This window comes from Paenibacillus mesotrionivorans, from assembly GCF_046098205.1.
In the GTDB taxonomy this organism is placed as follows: domain Bacteria; phylum Bacillota; class Bacilli; order Paenibacillales; family NBRC-103111; genus Paenibacillus_AR; species Paenibacillus_AR mesotrionivorans.
Genome location: NZ_JBJURJ010000015.1, coordinates 203,884 through 219,411, shown reverse-complemented (window position 1 = coordinate 219,411; position 15,528 = coordinate 203,884). Strand labels below are relative to the sequence as shown.

Annotated in this window: 13 protein-coding genes; 10 read left to right on the top strand and 3 right to left on the bottom strand. The window is 51.3% G+C overall.

All coding sequences use genetic code 11. The features are described from left to right. Positions 1–466: 466 nt before the first annotated feature. A complete protein-coding gene (locus ACI1P1_RS21985) occupies positions 467–1,420 on the bottom strand; it encodes a DMT family transporter (protein WP_416218590.1) in 954 nt (317 codons plus the stop codon). Between the two features lie 210 nt (positions 1,421–1,630). On the opposite strand from ACI1P1_RS21985, the gene ACI1P1_RS21980 reads away from it, so the two are divergent. The 4 genes from ACI1P1_RS21980 to ACI1P1_RS21965 all read left to right on the top strand — a co-directional run bounded on the left by ACI1P1_RS21980 (position 1,631) and on the right by ACI1P1_RS21965 (position 5,273). Next, complete coding sequence (locus ACI1P1_RS21980) at positions 1,631–2,113, top strand: MarR family transcriptional regulator (protein WP_416218589.1); 483 nt, start codon at positions 1,631–1,633, stop codon at positions 2,111–2,113. A 147-nt stretch (positions 2,114–2,260) separates the two neighbouring features. Then, complete coding sequence (locus ACI1P1_RS21975; RefSeq protein ID WP_416218588.1) at positions 2,261–3,442, top strand: MFS transporter; 1,182 nt, start codon at positions 2,261–2,263, stop codon at positions 3,440–3,442. 63 nt (positions 3,443–3,505) lie between these two features. After that, positions 3,506–4,402 (top strand): alpha/beta hydrolase, encoded by an 897-nt coding sequence (locus tag ACI1P1_RS21970; RefSeq protein ID WP_416218587.1) that lies wholly within the window; start codon positions 3,506–3,508, stop codon positions 4,400–4,402. Then, positions 4,383–5,273 carry a LysR family transcriptional regulator gene (locus ACI1P1_RS21965; RefSeq protein ID WP_416218586.1) on the top strand — a complete coding sequence of 297 codons (891 nt, stop codon included), beginning with the start codon at positions 4,383–4,385 and terminating at the stop codon, positions 5,271–5,273. The genes ACI1P1_RS21970 and ACI1P1_RS21965 overlap by 20 nt, the downstream gene beginning before the upstream one ends. 6 nt (positions 5,274–5,279) lie before the next feature. Here the strand turns inward: ACI1P1_RS21965 and ACI1P1_RS21960 are convergent, their stop codons facing one another. Then, positions 5,280–5,510, bottom strand: coding sequence for a hypothetical protein (locus ACI1P1_RS21960; protein WP_416218585.1), 231 nt, complete (start codon positions 5,508–5,510; stop codon positions 5,280–5,282). 185 nt (positions 5,511–5,695) lie between these two features. On the opposite strand from ACI1P1_RS21960, the gene ACI1P1_RS21955 reads away from it, so the two are divergent. The 5 genes from ACI1P1_RS21955 (at position 5,696) to ACI1P1_RS21935 (ending at position 11,253) form a co-directional block, all read left to right on the top strand. Further along, positions 5,696–6,865, top strand: coding sequence for a cation:proton antiporter (locus ACI1P1_RS21955; protein WP_416218584.1), 1,170 nt, complete (start codon positions 5,696–5,698; stop codon positions 6,863–6,865). A gap of 87 nt (positions 6,866–6,952) precedes the next feature. Next, positions 6,953–7,435 (top strand): CBO0543 family protein, encoded by a 483-nt coding sequence (locus tag ACI1P1_RS21950; RefSeq protein ID WP_416218583.1) that lies wholly within the window; start codon positions 6,953–6,955, stop codon positions 7,433–7,435. Between the two features lie 267 nt (positions 7,436–7,702). Next, a complete protein-coding gene (locus ACI1P1_RS21945; RefSeq protein WP_416218598.1) occupies positions 7,703–8,641 on the top strand; it encodes an ABC transporter permease in 939 nt (312 codons plus the stop codon). A gap of 15 nt (positions 8,642–8,656) precedes the next feature. Then, complete coding sequence (locus ACI1P1_RS21940) at positions 8,657–9,538, top strand: carbohydrate ABC transporter permease (RefSeq protein ID WP_416218582.1); 882 nt, start codon at positions 8,657–8,659, stop codon at positions 9,536–9,538. Between the two features lie 110 nt (positions 9,539–9,648). After that, positions 9,649–11,253, top strand: a complete 1,605-nt coding sequence (locus ACI1P1_RS21935; protein WP_416218581.1) for an extracellular solute-binding protein — start codon at positions 9,649–9,651, stop codon at positions 11,251–11,253. A 72-nt stretch (positions 11,254–11,325) separates the two neighbouring features. Here the strand turns inward: ACI1P1_RS21935 and ACI1P1_RS21930 are convergent, their stop codons facing one another. Then, positions 11,326–13,623 (bottom strand): helix-turn-helix domain-containing protein, encoded by a 2,298-nt coding sequence (locus tag ACI1P1_RS21930; protein WP_416218580.1) that lies wholly within the window; start codon positions 13,621–13,623, stop codon positions 11,326–11,328. A 316-nt stretch (positions 13,624–13,939) separates the two neighbouring features. Here ACI1P1_RS21930 and ACI1P1_RS21925 point away from each other — a divergent pair, with 316 nt between their 5' ends. Beyond that, positions 13,940–15,526, top strand: coding sequence for a stalk domain-containing protein (locus ACI1P1_RS21925; RefSeq protein WP_416218579.1), 1,587 nt, complete (start codon positions 13,940–13,942; stop codon positions 15,524–15,526). The last annotated feature ends 2 nt before the right edge of the window (positions 15,527–15,528 follow it).

Genomic DNA, 15,528 nt, shown 5'->3' with positions numbered 1-15,528 from the left:
TATTTGCTCCCGTGCCACGTGCTCCGACCCTGCAAAACCGGAGGGCTTGACAAAAACGTTCATAGCAACGAATCTGAGCAGCGCTATTTGACCGTTTATGGGGAAATAAAAAATCTAACGAATCCTAGGGCGTGTTTGCAAACTCTGAGGGGAGCAGCTAATACCCAAATTTTCGTTCCAGGCAAGGCACTTTCGTGAAGGCGTACCGGGGGTACGTCAAGCGGAAGTAACGATGCAAGGGACGAAAAGGCGGTGAAAGATGCCCTTAAGTGGGTTTGCAAACACGGCCTAGCCACGCTATTCGGGCGGAATTGGCGGCGAAATGCCTCCAACCCGGCGAATAGCGTGTACCAGATTCGTTAGATTTTTTTCGTGCCCCATTTTCGCGAAATAGCGTGTTAAAGATTCGTTAGCCGACGCCGCAACCCTCAAGCGGGGGTTTTCGAGATATGGGCAGGTATGTTTATCACTGCCCCCTGTGTGCAAACCGGAGGGTTTTGCGAAGAGAGTACCGCGCCTGCTTCCGGCCCCCGGGCTTCGTCGCGGCGATGAAGACACTGACCAGCACCAGCGCGGCGCCGATGTAACCTTGGACTGAAAGGACCTCCTGCAGGAAGATAAAGGCAAGCAGCGCGGAAAACACCGGCTCCAACGCAAACAACAGACCGGTCCGCTCCGGTGTGGTGTAGGTCTGGGCGATGGGCTGCATCACAAAGCCGAAGGCGCTGCACACCAGCGCCAGCCCAAGTACCGCGCCCCATTGCACCGTGCCGGCGGGCAAAGCGGGAGCTTCAAAGAGAAAGCTCGCCACCCATCCATAGAAGCCGGCAAAGCCAAGCTGCAGAATTCCCAGCAGCAGTCCCTCCGACTTTTGGGCAAAACGGTCTGTCAAAATAATATGGTACGCATATATCATGGCTCCCATCAGGCAAAATACCGCTCCCCGGTTCAAGGCGAGAGAATCTTGAATGGTCATCAGCCCAATCCCGATAACCGTCAGGATTACACCTGCAACGATCCTTCCCTGAGGCTTCTTCCGGGTGATGATCATTTGCAGAATGGGCACAAACACCACGGTGGTGCTGGTCAGAAAACCGGCGGTGGAGGCTGTGGTGGATTGCAAACCAACCATCAGGAAGCTGAACATTCCGAACAGGGTCAAGCCCAGAATCGCCCCTCTGCCGATAACGGGTAGAGTGGCTTTCCTGAGCCTTCTATTAAAAATCAGCGCCGTCACCAAAAAGGCGATGCCGAAGCGCAGTCCGATCAGATTAAAGGGACCCAGTCCGTCCAGACCGGCTTTCATCAAGAGATAAGAAGCCCCCCAAGCCATGGAAATCAAGGCGATGCAGCTATCTGCACGCTGTTGTGTCCAGCCTGTTTTTACTGTTGGTTGAAGCGTATTTTGGGCAATCATCATGTTCTCCCCCAGGGGCGCAAAGTCCGTTTGTTTTTATTTCCATTCCCTATTATAGTAAAGACCTATCATTTGGGAAGAGAATGTTATTCATCCCCACCATGAGAAACTGTAATGTCCCGAAGGCAGCATAAAACCTGTCATGGCTCCTTGCAGCGGAATTGAATATAATAGAGGTAATGCGGCAACGGCCGGGACGGCAGGAGGACGGACATGAATAAAGAGGATCAAGTGATCACGGGCTTCAGGGACGTGTTCAATAAGATGGTTTGGCTGAATAAGCTTAAGATGGAGGACTGCCTTAAGGGGTACAAACCTTCTGAGGTCCATTGCATCGAATACATTGGGAAGAATCCGGACTCCAACGTGACCAAGCTTGCGGAGACCTTTTATATGACGAGAAGCGCCATTAGTAAAATAACGAAGAAGCTCATGGAAAAGGGCTGTATCGAAAGCTATCAGAAGCCGGAGAACAAAAAGGAAATCTACTTCCGGCTGACGGAGAAAGGAATAGAGGTTTATAACATTCACGAGGAGCTGCATAAGGAGTTCCAAAAGCGGGATCAAGCCGTATTTGCGCAGGTCACTGAGACACAATTTGACGACATGCTTGGTTTTATGGAACGGTACAGCCGGCATTTGGACGGAGAAATCAAGAAGTTGGGCATCGATATGACTGCGGATCAATCTGAATAGAGCCATGGACCCAACAAGCAGCCCTCTCCAAGGAGAAGAGGCTGCTTTTTTATTCTCTTTATTTTTGTTGACGCGGAAACAAAACACTGATACTATTATTTTTGATTCCAAGGAAACAAAACAAAACCCATTGAAGGGAGAAACCATATGTTTCATAACCAATCTAAACACGCTTTCCTATTTGGCCTTATCTCCGTATTTCTATGCGGGATCGGCTTCAGTATTGTAGCCCCTGTTGTCCCCTTCTTAGTACAGCCATACATCAGCAATCCGGGAGATCAAGCTGTCGCTGTGACGCTCTTGACCTCCGCTTATGCAGCCTGCGTGTTTTTCGCGGCTCCTGCGCTTGGTGCGTTGAGCGACAGGTATGGGCGGCGGCCGCTGCTGCTGTTCTGCCTTTTGGGGTCCGCAGCCGGGTACACCGTTTTTGGTATAGGAGGCGCCTTATGGGTCCTTTTTGCAGGCCGTATTATAGAAGGGATTACCGGAGGGAGCATCAGCACGATCTTTGCTTATTTTGCAGACATTACTCCTCCCGAAGAGCGGACCCGAACCTTCGGATGGGTGAGTGCGGTTGCAGGAGCAGGGGCTGTTATCGGCCCCTCTCTGGGCGGATTGCTTGCCGGGGTTGGTTACGCTGTGCCCATGTATTTTGGAGCCGTCATCACCTTACTGAATGTTGTATACGGATTTTTGTATATGCCGGAGAGTCTGGAGAAGAATAGCAGACCGGACAGGATTTCCATTGCAAGATTGAATCCATTCTCGCAGCTGGCGGGCATCCTTTCCCTGAAACATGTTAAGAGGCTGTTTTTCTCCGCATTTTTGCTGTGGATACCCAACGGCTCTCTGCAGGCGGTGTTTTCGCAGTTTACCCTGGATGTCTTCAGTTGGGAGCCTGCACGAATCGGGCTGATGTTTTCCATTATGGGCATTCAGGACATCCTAGCCCAAGGCTTCATCATGCCGAGGCTTCTGAAAACGCGCAGCGACAGGCAGATTGCCATTGCCGGAATGGTGTCGGAGCTAGCAGGCTACAGCCTTATTGCTGCATCGGCATTGCTCTCATTTTATCCTCTTTTTATCGCGGGAATGTTTATCTTCGGCTTCGGTGATTCGATCTTCGGTCCTTCATTTAATGGAATGGTCTCCAAGTCGGCGGACGCCCATGAACAAGGAAGGCTTCAAGGAGGCAGCCAATCGATTCAGGCCTTGGCCAGAATCATCGGACCGGTTGCGGGAGGGCACCTCTATGTCTCACTCGGTCACTCCGCACCGGCTTTTATGGGGATTCTTCTCATTGCAGCGGCAATCTCTGTTTTGAAATAGCGGATGCCGATCTTGAATGCGGATAAATGCGGATGTTATCATAAAAGTCAGGAGGCGATGGAATTGGACGGTTTGTTAGTGGAGAATGAAATGTTGCTCTGGACGGGAACACCTCCCGGCTCGGAGCAGCTTGAATTGAAGCAGCAGGTTCTGGACAGAAGTACGGATTCAACCATTAAGAACAGAGCGGTTATGGGCGTGTCGGCACCAAGCATCACTCCTTTTTTTCCGGAGCAGGGCACAGGGAACGGAGCTGCCGTACTGATCGCGCCGGGAGGAGCCTACGAACGGCTTGCCTTCGATAAAGAAGGGATCGACATTGCCAGATGGTTTAATTCCATTGGAGTGGCGGCTTTTGTCTTGAAGTACAGGCTGCCGGCAGAGGGGCACCGAAATAGTCACTGCGTTCCCTTGCAGGATGCTCAACGGGCTCTGAGGCTCATCAGAAGCAATGCGGAGCGCTGGAGCCTTCATCCGGACAAAATCGGATGTATCGGTTTTTCTGCGGGAGGCCACCTGACCGCCACCCTGGGAACGCGTTATACGGAGCCAGTTTATGCTCCGATGGACGAAGTGGATCTAATCGATGCTCGGCCAAACTTTCTGATCCTCGGCTATCCGGCTATCGTACCCGGGAACACGGAGGCAAAGCCCAACTTTGCGCCGCTTCATAGGTATCCGGGTGATCAGCAGGTGGATGCGAATACACCCCCGGCATTTTTATTCCATGCACATGATGACTGGGTATCCTCGGAGCACAGCATCCGCTTTTACTCCGCCTTAAAACAAGCGGGTGTGGAGGCAGAGCTTCATATTTTCAGAGCGGGCGGGCATGGGTTTGGGATTCGCGGAGCGGAAGGAGCAGTTGCCATGTGGACAAATTTATGTGAGGAATGGCTGCAGGCCACCGGCATCACTCCCGGGAGGATGTCCTTAACACATGAACAGCAACCGTTATGAAATTTTCCTGAAGGTTGTGGAGCTGGGGAATATCACAAGGGCCGCGGAGGCGCTGAATTACACCCAATCTGGGGTCAGCCATGCCATCTCGGCTCTGGAGAAGGAAACCGGCTTCGCCCTATTTCGGCGGAGCAGCAACGGCGTCACCCTGACTGACAATGGCAAGCAGATCCTGGAGCGGGTGCAAGGTCTGGTAAACCAGCAGCGCAGCTTGGCCCAGACCATAGCCAATATCAATCATATTGTCGCCGGAACCATCCGGGTGGGGACCTTCACCAGCGTCTCCTCCCAATGGCTGCCCGGCATCATCCGCTCCTTTTCGGAGCGCTATCCGCTGGTGGACTTTGAATTGCTGGACGGCAACTACGATGACATCACCGAATGGATTACGCAGGGCAAAATTGATTGCGGCTTCCTTACCGCTCCGGTACCGGAAACCCTTTCCTTCCTCCCCCTTAAACAGGACCCGCTGCTGGTGCTGATGGAGCCGGGGCATCCCTTGACCGGACGGGAGGCCCTATCCCTGGAGGACATCATCAAAGAACCCTTCATTATGCCCATGAAGGGTTCGGATAATGATATACGGGCGGTGCTGAAGGATACGGGCTCCCCGCCTAAGATAAAGTATACGCTGAATGACGATATTTCGGTAATGGCCATGGTGGCCAATGGCTTCGGCATCAGCATCATGCCCGAGCTGATTATCCGCAATGTCACCTTCCCCATGGCTGCGAGGCCCTTGAACCCTCCCCAGTACCGTCACATCGGGATGGTATCCCTGCCTATAAGCGCGGTAAGCATTGTCGCACGGGCTTTTCTCCAGTTTCTGGGCGGGATGGATGTAATGCAGTTTGAATCCAAGCCGGTGTAGTGTTCGCTAGCTTCTATTTCCCAGAGGAATCCCCTCAAAGTTGGGATCGAAGAAATGCAATATCTGCGCGGGTGTCCAGCCGGATAAACAGGCCTCCTCCGCGATTGACGCACGCCCCGGCGACGGGGCCTCCATAAGCCTCCTGCACAGCGCCGCCATAAACCCATCCTCATTCAACGGAATCACCTGCTGGCCGATCCCGTTATATATGCCGACCCCGCCCAAAATGAAAATCATCCTACCTCACCAAAATCCCATAAATCGATTTTAAAACTGTCTATGGCCGAGATAATCCCTAGGGATTATGATAGGGGTTAATAGCCTATTAAACCCACTTTACGGCCTTTAAAATCGCTATTTATCTACAAGAAAAAATGATATATGATAAATAAAATATATTTGCATGCAGAGGAGTCCTAAAGTTGGAATTTATTTGGTATATGGTTCTGATTTTGATCTCAACCAAAGCAGCAGGCCATCTGTCCACCCTGCTTGGCCAGCCGTCGGTATTAGGCAAGCTGCTTGCAGGAATCGTTCTTGGCCCCGCCGTATTGGGATGGATTGAACAAGATCAATTCATTCATTACATGGCTGAAACCGGAGTGATTCTCCTGATGTTTATCGCGGGCTTGGAGACGGATTTACAAACACTGAAGGAAAATTGGAAGTCCGCTTTTTCGGTGGCTGTCGGCGGAATCGCGCTTCCCTTTTTGGGCGGGATCGGTGTTGGCGAAGCCTTTGGTCTTGGCTTTAACCAATCGCTTTTCCTCGGAGTGATCCTGAGTGCGACCTCCGTAAGCATCACCGTTCAGGTACTGAAGGACCTGAATCGGCTCCAGTCGCGAGAAGGCACCACAATATTAGGGGCGGCTGTTGTGGATGATGTTTTAGTTGTGATCCTGTTGGCTTTTATGATGAGCTTTCTCGGAGAGGGTGCTGAGCCTTCCTCCATCAGCTTGCTGATCGGCAAGAAGCTTATCTTCTTTATTGGAATTGTTGGAGCTGGCTGGTTTATTGTCCCGCGGTTTATGAAGTGGTTCTCCAAAATGAACGTAACTGAACCTGTCATGTCTATGGCACTGGCCGTATGCTTTGCGTTTGCGTACTTCGCCGACCAAATGGGGATGGCGGCCATTATCGGTTCATTTGCCGCCGGGCTTGCCATCTCGCAAACAGCCTTTAAGCATACCGTGGAAACCAAGGTCGAGCCCATTGCCTATGGCGTATTCGTTCCCGTATTCTTCGTGAGCATCGGACTGAACGTTTCCTTCGCAGGTGTGGCAGGGCAGCTGGGCTTTGTGGTGGTTCTGACCGTTATAGCCGGGCTGACGAAGCTCGTGGGAGGTGCGGTGGGCGCCCGTTTTACGGGGATGAGCTTGAACTCGTCCATTGCCGTTGGATCAGGAATGGTTTCACGGGGGGAGGTTGCTTTGATTATTGCGGCGGCAGGCTTGCAGGCAAACTTGTTGGAGAGCGGATATTTTACCCCGGTGGTCATTTCCATTATTTTGACCACACTGATTGCACCTCCTCTATTAAAAATCTGCTTCAAAAAAAGCACTCAGGAAAACGGTCACCGCCTCCGCAGTTGAAACCATCTGAGACAGGGATAATTCCTGAAACCAGTGGCATACTGATGTTGTTCCCTAAATATGGAAGCTTCATGGAGGTCAGATGGTATGGCTGGGTTTATTAATTGGACTGTGTTGGTGTTATCAATTGCGACCATGTTTTATGTATTTTCCAAACCTCCGGTCAAAGACTGGATTATTGTCTTTTTTCTCAAAGGCTTTTTATCCATCCTGTGCGACACCTATTTTGTTGCCAAGGGATGGTTAAGCTATCCGGACCGTTTATTGCCCAACATTTTCCAAACAACCATCGTATTTGCCGTATTTGCGTATCCCTTGCTTTGTGTCCTGTACAACCAAACCTCATATAAATCCCACTTAAGCGGAATTTTGCTTCAGGCTTTCCTTTACAGCATTCCGCCTACTCTCTTCGAATGGTGGGCCGCAGAAAATACCCAACTGGTGAAATTCCACAACTGGACCTGGTACTACTCGTTCCTTTTTTTCCTGGGCACCTTTCTGGCCGTCCGCGGCTCCATTGAGCTGATCCGGGCCTACTCTAACAAAAAAGGCTCCCCCTCCCCCGCTTGAGCCTTTTCCCCTATACTTGAATTCCATTCCCAAAATCCTGACGGATCGGATGATCCGTCGGGATTTTTACTGTTTTCAGCCGTTTTCACCGGCTTCGCAAGCCTTGCACTTTTTTGATTTTAGCCCAAAATGCGGGTTTTAGGCCCGAACAAGAATCTCCGATTGTTGTCAGACTGCGGGTTCGAACATAATCAAAGCATAACCGCTCTAGAGAAGCGAAAGACAACCCGGAGGTGATGGGGAGTGGGAGAAACAGCAGCAGAAGAGTTGACTGTTGTACCGAGTACCCGGAGAAGCAAATGGAATCTAATCAGTAAACGCTTAAAGCGGGACAAGTGGCTGTACCTGCTGATTACACCCGGATTGCTTTATTTCTTGGTATTCAAATACGCACCCATGTGGGGCATCCTGCTGGCCTTTAAGAATTACCAGCCGTTCCTGGGATTTATGAAAAGTGACTGGGTAGGCCTGGACCACTTCAACATGTTCTTCCAGAATATCGAGTTTGGTATGCTGCTGCGCAATACCCTGGTCTTATCCTTATATAGTCTGGTGTTTTCCTTTCCTGCTCCGATCCTGCTGGCGCTTCTCCTGAATGAAGTCAGGATCTCTTGGTACAAACGGTCTATTCAGACCCTGGTGTATGTGCCGCACTTTATCTCCATGGTTATCGTGGCGAGCTTAACGTACATCCTGTTGACCACGGAGGGTGGAACCATCAATGAATTTATCTATCAGTTAACGGGTGAAAAAATCTCTTTCCTCACTGACCCCGAATGGTTCAGACCGCTGATCATCATCCAGACCATCTGGAAGGAATGCGGCTGGGGAACAGTTATCTTCCTGGCGGCATTGGCCGGGGTGGATGTGGAGCAATATGAAGCGGCGATCATGGACGGTGCCAACCGGTGGAAACAAACCTGGCATATTACGCTTCCTTCTATCCGCAGCACCATCGTGATTCTGCTGATCCTCCGGATGGGGAACGTTCTCGATAACGGCTTTGAACAAATCTTTCTGATGATGAATGCGCTGAACCGCGAGGTCGCCGAGGTATTCGACACCTACGTGTATACCGTCGGTATCACTCAAGGCGCATTCAGCTACAGTACGGCAGTGGGCCTCTTCAAGGCCGTCATCGGCGTGACGCTGGTGCTGGGCAGCAACTGGCTGGCCAAAAAATTCGGGCAAGCCGGACTTTATTAGGGGGAGGGGTTACAGATGGCCAAGCAATACAAAACAGCCGGCGGCACCATTTTCGATATATCCAACTACCTCTTCCTGGGAGCAGCCGGAATCCTTGCTATTCTGCCGTTCCTGATTATTATCGCAGGCTCCTTCGCCTCTGACGCGGAGATTACTAAGCGTGCCGTGTTCCTGATTCCGGAAACCTTCACCCTGAATGCTTACCAGTTCATCTTTTCAACCGACTCCATCATGAGAAGCATTGGGGTTTCAATGTACATCACCGTAGTCGGCACCATCGTCAACCTGTTCTTCACCATCACTATGGCATATCCCCTTGCCCGGCGCAGCCTGATGGGACGCAATCTGTTCCTGAACATGGTGATCTTCACCATGCTGTTCGGAGGCGGGATGATCCCTACCTATCTGGTGATCCGCGAGCTGAATATGCTGGATTCCTTCAACGCCCTGATTTTCCCCGGCGCCATCAACGCCTTCAATTTGATTATCGTGAAGAACTTCTTTCAGGAGCTGCCTCCTGAAATCGAGGAAGCGGCCCGGATTGACGGCTGCCAGGAGCTTAGTCTTCTGTGGAGAATCGTGCTGCCCCTATCCATGCCGGTTATCGCCACCTTCACCCTGTTCTACGCGGTGGGACACTGGAACAACTTCTTCTCGGCGCTGTTGTATATCAATGACCCCAGCAAGTGGCCCCTGCAGGTGATGCTGCGCCAGATCGTTATGCTGTCCCAGGCAGCAGGTGACCTGAACTCCATGGACCCCAACTTCGTGAAGCCTCCGGAGCAGTCCATCAAGATGGCGGTCATCGTCGTTGGCACCATCCCGATCCTGTGTGTGTATCCGTTCCTGCAAAAGCATTTTGCCAAGGGTGTTATGATCGGCTCCGTGAAGGGTTGATGCCAACGTACCTCGTTTTATCCGGATTGCGAATCACTCCAAAGGGAGTTATTCCATACATGCAAATAAAACAACCCAAACAGGCTTGACCATTACAAGGAGGGTACAAAATGAAAAGAAAAGCAAGCAGCATGAAACGTTTTGTTGCAGTGGTTTCGGTTGGAACCATTGCCGCCGGCACACTTGCAGGCTGCGGTGGCGATAGCGGAAGCTCCGCTTCCCCTTCTGCCGGCGCGTCAACTGCCCCCTCGGCAGCGGCAAGCACGGCGCCCACCCAGCAGCCGCCCCTTGAGCTGACCATTATGCTTCCCATTTTCAAAACCAACTTCCCCAAGGATGACAGTCCTGTAGCGGCCGAGCTGGAGAAACGGACCAATACCAATATCCACTTCGAATGGGTGCCCAATGCTTCCTACAACGATAAATTCAACATCACGTTGGCATCCGGCAAACTGCCTACTTTGATTGCGGTGTTGGGCGACAAATCCTCCAGCTTCGTGAATGCCGTACGCTCCGGGGCGTTCTGGGAGCTGAGCCCTTACCTGAAGGATTTCAAGAATCTCTCCGGCGCCAATCCCACCGTATTGAACAACAGCTCCATCGACGGCAAAGTGTACGGCGTTTACCGCGGCCGCGACCTGGGCCGGAACGGCTACTACTACCGCAAGGATTGGCTGGATGCCGTCGGCTTGCAGGAGCCGAAAACCATCGACGATTTCTACAACATGTTGAAAGCGTTTAAAGAAAAGGACCCGGACAAAAACGGCAAGGCTGATACCTATGGCATGATCCTGGTCAAATGGACCGGCGGCTGGGCCAGCGGCTTCGATATCATCAAGCTGTGGTTCGGCGCTCCCAACAAATGGGGTGTGAAGGACGGCAAGCTGGTTCCCGAGCATCAATACGAGGAATACATCGAGGGCCTGAAGTTTATGAAGAAGCTGTATGACGAGAAGCTCATCAATACCGACTTCGCCGTCTTCGACAGCGCCAAGTGGACCGATCCTATGGTAAACAACCAAGCTGGTGTAATCGTCGACGTGATCGACGGCGGCGCGCGTGCCGACGACAAGATCCATGCCGCTTTGGTCAAGGAAGGCAAGGACAACCCGAATATTCATTATATCGATGTATCCAGCGGTGTTGTGGGCAAGGACGGCAAGCTTCGCACCCTGCCTACTGCAGGCTACTCCGGCATGGTGTCCATACCGAAGTCCACCGTCAAAACCGAAGCCGAGCTGAAGCGTGTGCTGGCCTTCCTGGATAAGATTAATGATTCCGAGAATCAGACGCTGTTGAGCTATGGTTTGGAAGGTAAACACTACACGCTGGACGCCGAAAAGAATGTGACCATCAGCAAGGATACCGTTCTTCTGGAATCTGAAGTGGAAGGCTTGAACCAAATGCTCTCCTTCCTGCCCTCCAGCAACGCTCTTACCGTGAAACAAACCGAGCTCCGGAAGAAGCAAACCGCTCTCATCAAGAAAAATGAGGAATTTGTGGTCGCCAATCCTGCAGCTCCTCTGATTTCCGACGTGTACAACCAAAAGGGACCCCAATTGGAAAACATCATCAACGATGCCCGTATCAAATTCATTGTCGGACAACTGGACGAAGCCGGTATGCGCGCCGCCTTCGAAACCTGGAAGAAATCCGGCGGTGACGAGCTGGTGAAGGAAATGAACGAGCTGTACACTGCAGCCCAAAAGAAATAATCCTTATGTAAGAGATAACCGCAGGAAAGGGGATGTGCGATCCGCACATCCCCTTCTGCTTTATCGGGCAGTCTATTCGTCCGCCTCCAAAGCCTTCCCGCGGCTGAATTCCTTGTACTGGGTGGGATTCATCCCCTCCATTTTCTTGAATATCCGGTGGAAGTTGCTGTGCTGGAAGCCCGATTGCTCCGCCACCTCGCTGATCAGAAGATCCGTATCCCGAAGCAGTTCCTTGGCCTTATTCATCCGGACCTCCATCAGATAATCCAAAAAATATTTGCCCGTTACCTGCTTGAAGGCTCTGCTCAGGAAGAAAAGCGTGGTGCCCGTGTGCTCTGCACAGCTTTCCGGTGAAATATCCTTCATGTAATACTGCCGGATATAGTCCACAGCTTGCTCTGCAGCCCGTTTGGTCTGGACATCCGTCCGCCGCACAATTTCTTGCAGATACGGCTTTACGATTTTCTCCCGGAACCATTCCAGCATAAGTCGGGGCTCACGGATTTGGGACAGGGATTCATATAGATTCACCCCTTTGAACAACCGGCTGGGTTGGATCCCTGATGCCATTACTGCATGCTGGATGCTTCCCAGCAGCTGCAGCATGCCTAGCTGTACCTCAATTTCCTTAGCCCCCTCCATCGTAAGCGCCGTCAAAAAGGATTCCAGAAGCTCACAGGTAAGCTCCTCCTGTCCGCTCTGCAGCGCCTGGATCAGCTCTTTCTCGAGGACCAGCGGGTATTGAACCTCGTCATCCGCCGGGGTACCCGTCCGGCCATCCATATAGATAACCTGGTTGCCGCTTAAGATATTGCGGAAGGCCGCCAACTGCCGGGCTCCCTCGAAGGCTGTTGGAATCTCCGTAATCCAGCTGACGGGCTGGCTTACTACCATAGTCACATGCATATTCAGAACCTGGTTGAATGTTTGGGTCAGCTCCTCCGAAAAAGCCTGGAGCTTGCCGGTCAATGGCTCATGATGGGGCGCCAATATAAGAAGCGCGGCTTTGAGATTATGGAAGTTAACGGCATTATGCTGTTCAAAATGCTTCCCCGCCAACTCACTGATGATGTTCACAGCAGCGAAGGTTGCCAGCCCTTCATCGCCAAACTTGAATTTGCCCTCACCGTTCGTATTTCCCGTCAGCTGCATATAGAACACAACAAATTGCCTGTCGCGGATTTCCCACTTGAAGCTCTCCATACGGCGCTTCAGGTCGTCCTCCGAATATGCATAATAATAGCCCTGAATCAGCTGGCGCAGGAAGCTCTCCCTGACATGAGGCAGCTGGCCGGATAACCGGCTGCGCATCTCGTCGCTTTGTTCATGGAGCAGACTCCACCTTTTTTCAATAACCGCGAATTCATCCTCCTTGTTATAGGACATATGCTGGTCTCCCGCCAGATGCCGGGCCAGACGTTTCACAGGAGAATAGATGCGGTGAGAGGCAAACCAGGAAAGCAGCCCTGCCAACACCAGAGCAATGATGCTGAGCAGGAAGATAAGCTTGGAGATAAACAGAACGGGCAAGGTAATGCTTGGGACAGGCGAGGCCGAAACATAGGTCCAGTTGGACGCGATTCTGCTGAAGGTCCCGTAGGACACCGTATAGGTGACACCCTGCCAATCGTAGAAAAAAGACCGTTTGGATGGCTCCTCCCCGATTTTCTCCCGCAGCGCCTTCACCAGTGGAGCCTCCGCACTCGCCCCGCTGGCCGAAAAATAAAGATCTCCCGAATCCTGGATCAGAAAGCTTTCCTCTTCGTTATAGGGCATCAGCGATTTCAGCGTGCTGGCGATTTTGTCCGAATCCAGCCGCAGCAATAAGGCGCCGAAGGGCTGGGAGCTTCCTCCGGGAATATGCTGCACAAGAGTAAGGTCCTTTTCTCCCGGATGATCGGGGTCGAACGCCCACTGGGTCCAGTAGGAAAGTTTGTCCGTCTTCAGCAGGTTTTCATAAACCCGCTTATACGTATCATCGCTAATGGGAGAATATTGGGGATCGAACAGAACAGCCGCCGGCTTAACCAAACTCAGCTCTACCCGTTTGGTCAAGGTATTGGACCCCTCCATCACCAGAAGGGTCTGGGTGATATCCCTCACCCGGTCATAATTTTTGTGGAAATCCACTTCCGCCAGGGTGTAATCGAACTGGTTGTCGGAAGCCCAGTGGGACAGCATCACCTCCAGATTGGTCAGCTGCTGGTCCATATTGCGGGCGCCCTGTTCAATCTGCAGCTGATGGAGATGAAGCAGCTCGCTTTCCAGACGGCTGCCTCCCATCCAATACACCAAGGCGGCAATAATAAAGCCGGGAATGCTGGAAATGGTGAGAATGATCGCCAGACTCTTCTTATAAGGATGCTTCAAGGATTTTCACCACTGGTTTTAAGTCGTCATCAAATGATTATTATTCAATTGTATACGCTTCCATTACATCATACAATGTAATAATATTCAATCTTATATAAAAATATTAAAATACCTGAATGCTCCCTAGCATTATTAACTGGAATTGACGATAAAAAAAGGAAATTGTCGAAGAACAGAGAATATTAAATTTTGGCAGGGCTAAAAAAATGTAGAATCTGATATGTTGGCACATGCAGGAGGGAAATCGTCGATGCGTTACACGAAGAAGCTTATGCAAGTTTTGCTTTGTCTTTTGGTGGTACTACCTTGTTTCATGATCGCTCAGCCAAAAGCCGAGGCGGCATCCTACTCTTCCTACTGGTATCCCAAAGGGAAAGTTGGTTTAAAAAAACCAACCATCGTTTTTGAGTTTATGTCCAGCGATATCACGCCGGATATTAAAAGCTTTACCATGAAAATCGACAAGGTCAAGGTGGATGCCCAATGGAGCTTGGGCAGAATGGTGCTGTCCTATACGCCCACAGAGGATCTGCAGCCGGGAGAGCATACCGTAGATATTGTGTTGGAGCTGAAGGATACCGATTACCTTCCGCTTGAGAAAAGCTGGACCTTCCGGGTTGACGAAAAAGCTGTTTCTGACCCGCCTTCAACACCTACAACCGAACAAGCCGAAGGCATCAAGGCCATTAATGATTACCGGGCGGTCCACGGACTAAAGCCTCTTGCCTTCAATAAGAATCTGACCTACGCGGCCAAGCTCCACGCCCAATATCTGAATACGAACAAGGTCGCCCAGACTGAAGCCTCCATGCACGAAGAAGATAGCAAGCTACCCGGTTATATCGGCAGCAAGCTGTATGAGCGCGGTATGTATGCCGGGTATGCCGGGAACTTCTCGGAGGATGTGTCTTACAACGGAAGCCCGCAAGCAAACATTACCCATGCTATCGACAGCCTCTTTGATGCCCCTTACCACCGGATGCCGTTCTTAACCCTTGATGCCGTTGAGATTGGTCTGGACAAACAAGGCGGCTATACGGTAATTGAGTTTGGCTTAACGAATGAATGGGACTCGCAGCTCGTTGTCTCTCCGGCCCCAGGTGACCCTTATGTTCCCGTTGATTTTGACGGCCATGAGATCCCCGATCCGATCCGGAAGCATACCGGCGCCAAATATCCGGTCGGCTACCCGATTATGGCCCAACTATCAGGAAGGTTCGTAAGAGACGTGAAATTAGTAGAATCCAAGCTAACAGACAGCACCGGCAAACAACTGGACCTGTTATTGAATACACCGGCAGACGATGACCATATGCAGAATGAGGTTATGCTTATCCCGGCCAAACCTCTCGCCCCGGATACGATCTACACCGCCTATGTGAAATTATCCGTCATTGAAGACAATCAACCCAAAATCTATGAAAAAAAGTGGAATTTTCGTACGGAGCCCGTGGATTATCTGGGCAAGACGAAGCTCCATAAGGATTCCGCCGCGTATGTGAGGAAAATGAATCCTACCGGCGAGTTGAAGCATATGGTGTCCTTCGGTCTGACTGACGATGGCTTTATCTTGGATGATATCCGGGTGCCGATGAAGCAAAAGCCCATTATTAAGGACGGAAGCTCTTATCTTTGGATACGGGATTTAGCCAAGGCACTCGGGGCATCCGTAACATGGGATGATGAACAGAAGGCAGCGGTTTACACCAAACAAGACCGGGTTGTCACCCTCTATACCACCAAACATGCTTATGCGCTGAATGGCGTGGAGGTGGAGACGGATTCTCCAGCGATTCTGGATAATGATTCCACCATTATTCCCGTGAGGCTCCTCTCCGAAGTGCTTGGCGCAAAGGTGGATTATGTGGACATTGCGCAGATGGTTATCATTAGCTACTGACC

Coding starts and splice junctions, on each gene's coding strand:
- ACI1P1_RS21960 (WP_416218585.1), bottom strand. CDS start 5,510: ATGATTTTCATTTTGGGCGGGGTCGGCATATATAACGGGATCGGCCAG.
- ACI1P1_RS21975 (WP_416218588.1), top strand. CDS start 2,261: ATGTTTCATAACCAATCTAAACACGCTTTCCTATTTGGCCTTATCTCC.
- ACI1P1_RS21950 (WP_416218583.1), top strand. CDS start 6,953: ATGGCTGGGTTTATTAATTGGACTGTGTTGGTGTTATCAATTGCGACC.
- ACI1P1_RS21985 (WP_416218590.1), bottom strand. CDS start 1,420: ATGATGATTGCCCAAAATACGCTTCAACCAACAGTAAAAACAGGCTGG.
- ACI1P1_RS21980 (WP_416218589.1), top strand. CDS start 1,631: ATGAATAAAGAGGATCAAGTGATCACGGGCTTCAGGGACGTGTTCAAT.
- ACI1P1_RS21925 (WP_416218579.1), top strand. CDS start 13,940: ATGATCGCTCAGCCAAAAGCCGAGGCGGCATCCTACTCTTCCTACTGG.
- ACI1P1_RS21940 (WP_416218582.1), top strand. CDS start 8,657: ATGGCCAAGCAATACAAAACAGCCGGCGGCACCATTTTCGATATATCC.
- ACI1P1_RS21935 (WP_416218581.1), top strand. CDS start 9,649: ATGAAAAGAAAAGCAAGCAGCATGAAACGTTTTGTTGCAGTGGTTTCG.
- ACI1P1_RS21965 (WP_416218586.1), top strand. CDS start 4,383: ATGAACAGCAACCGTTATGAAATTTTCCTGAAGGTTGTGGAGCTGGGG.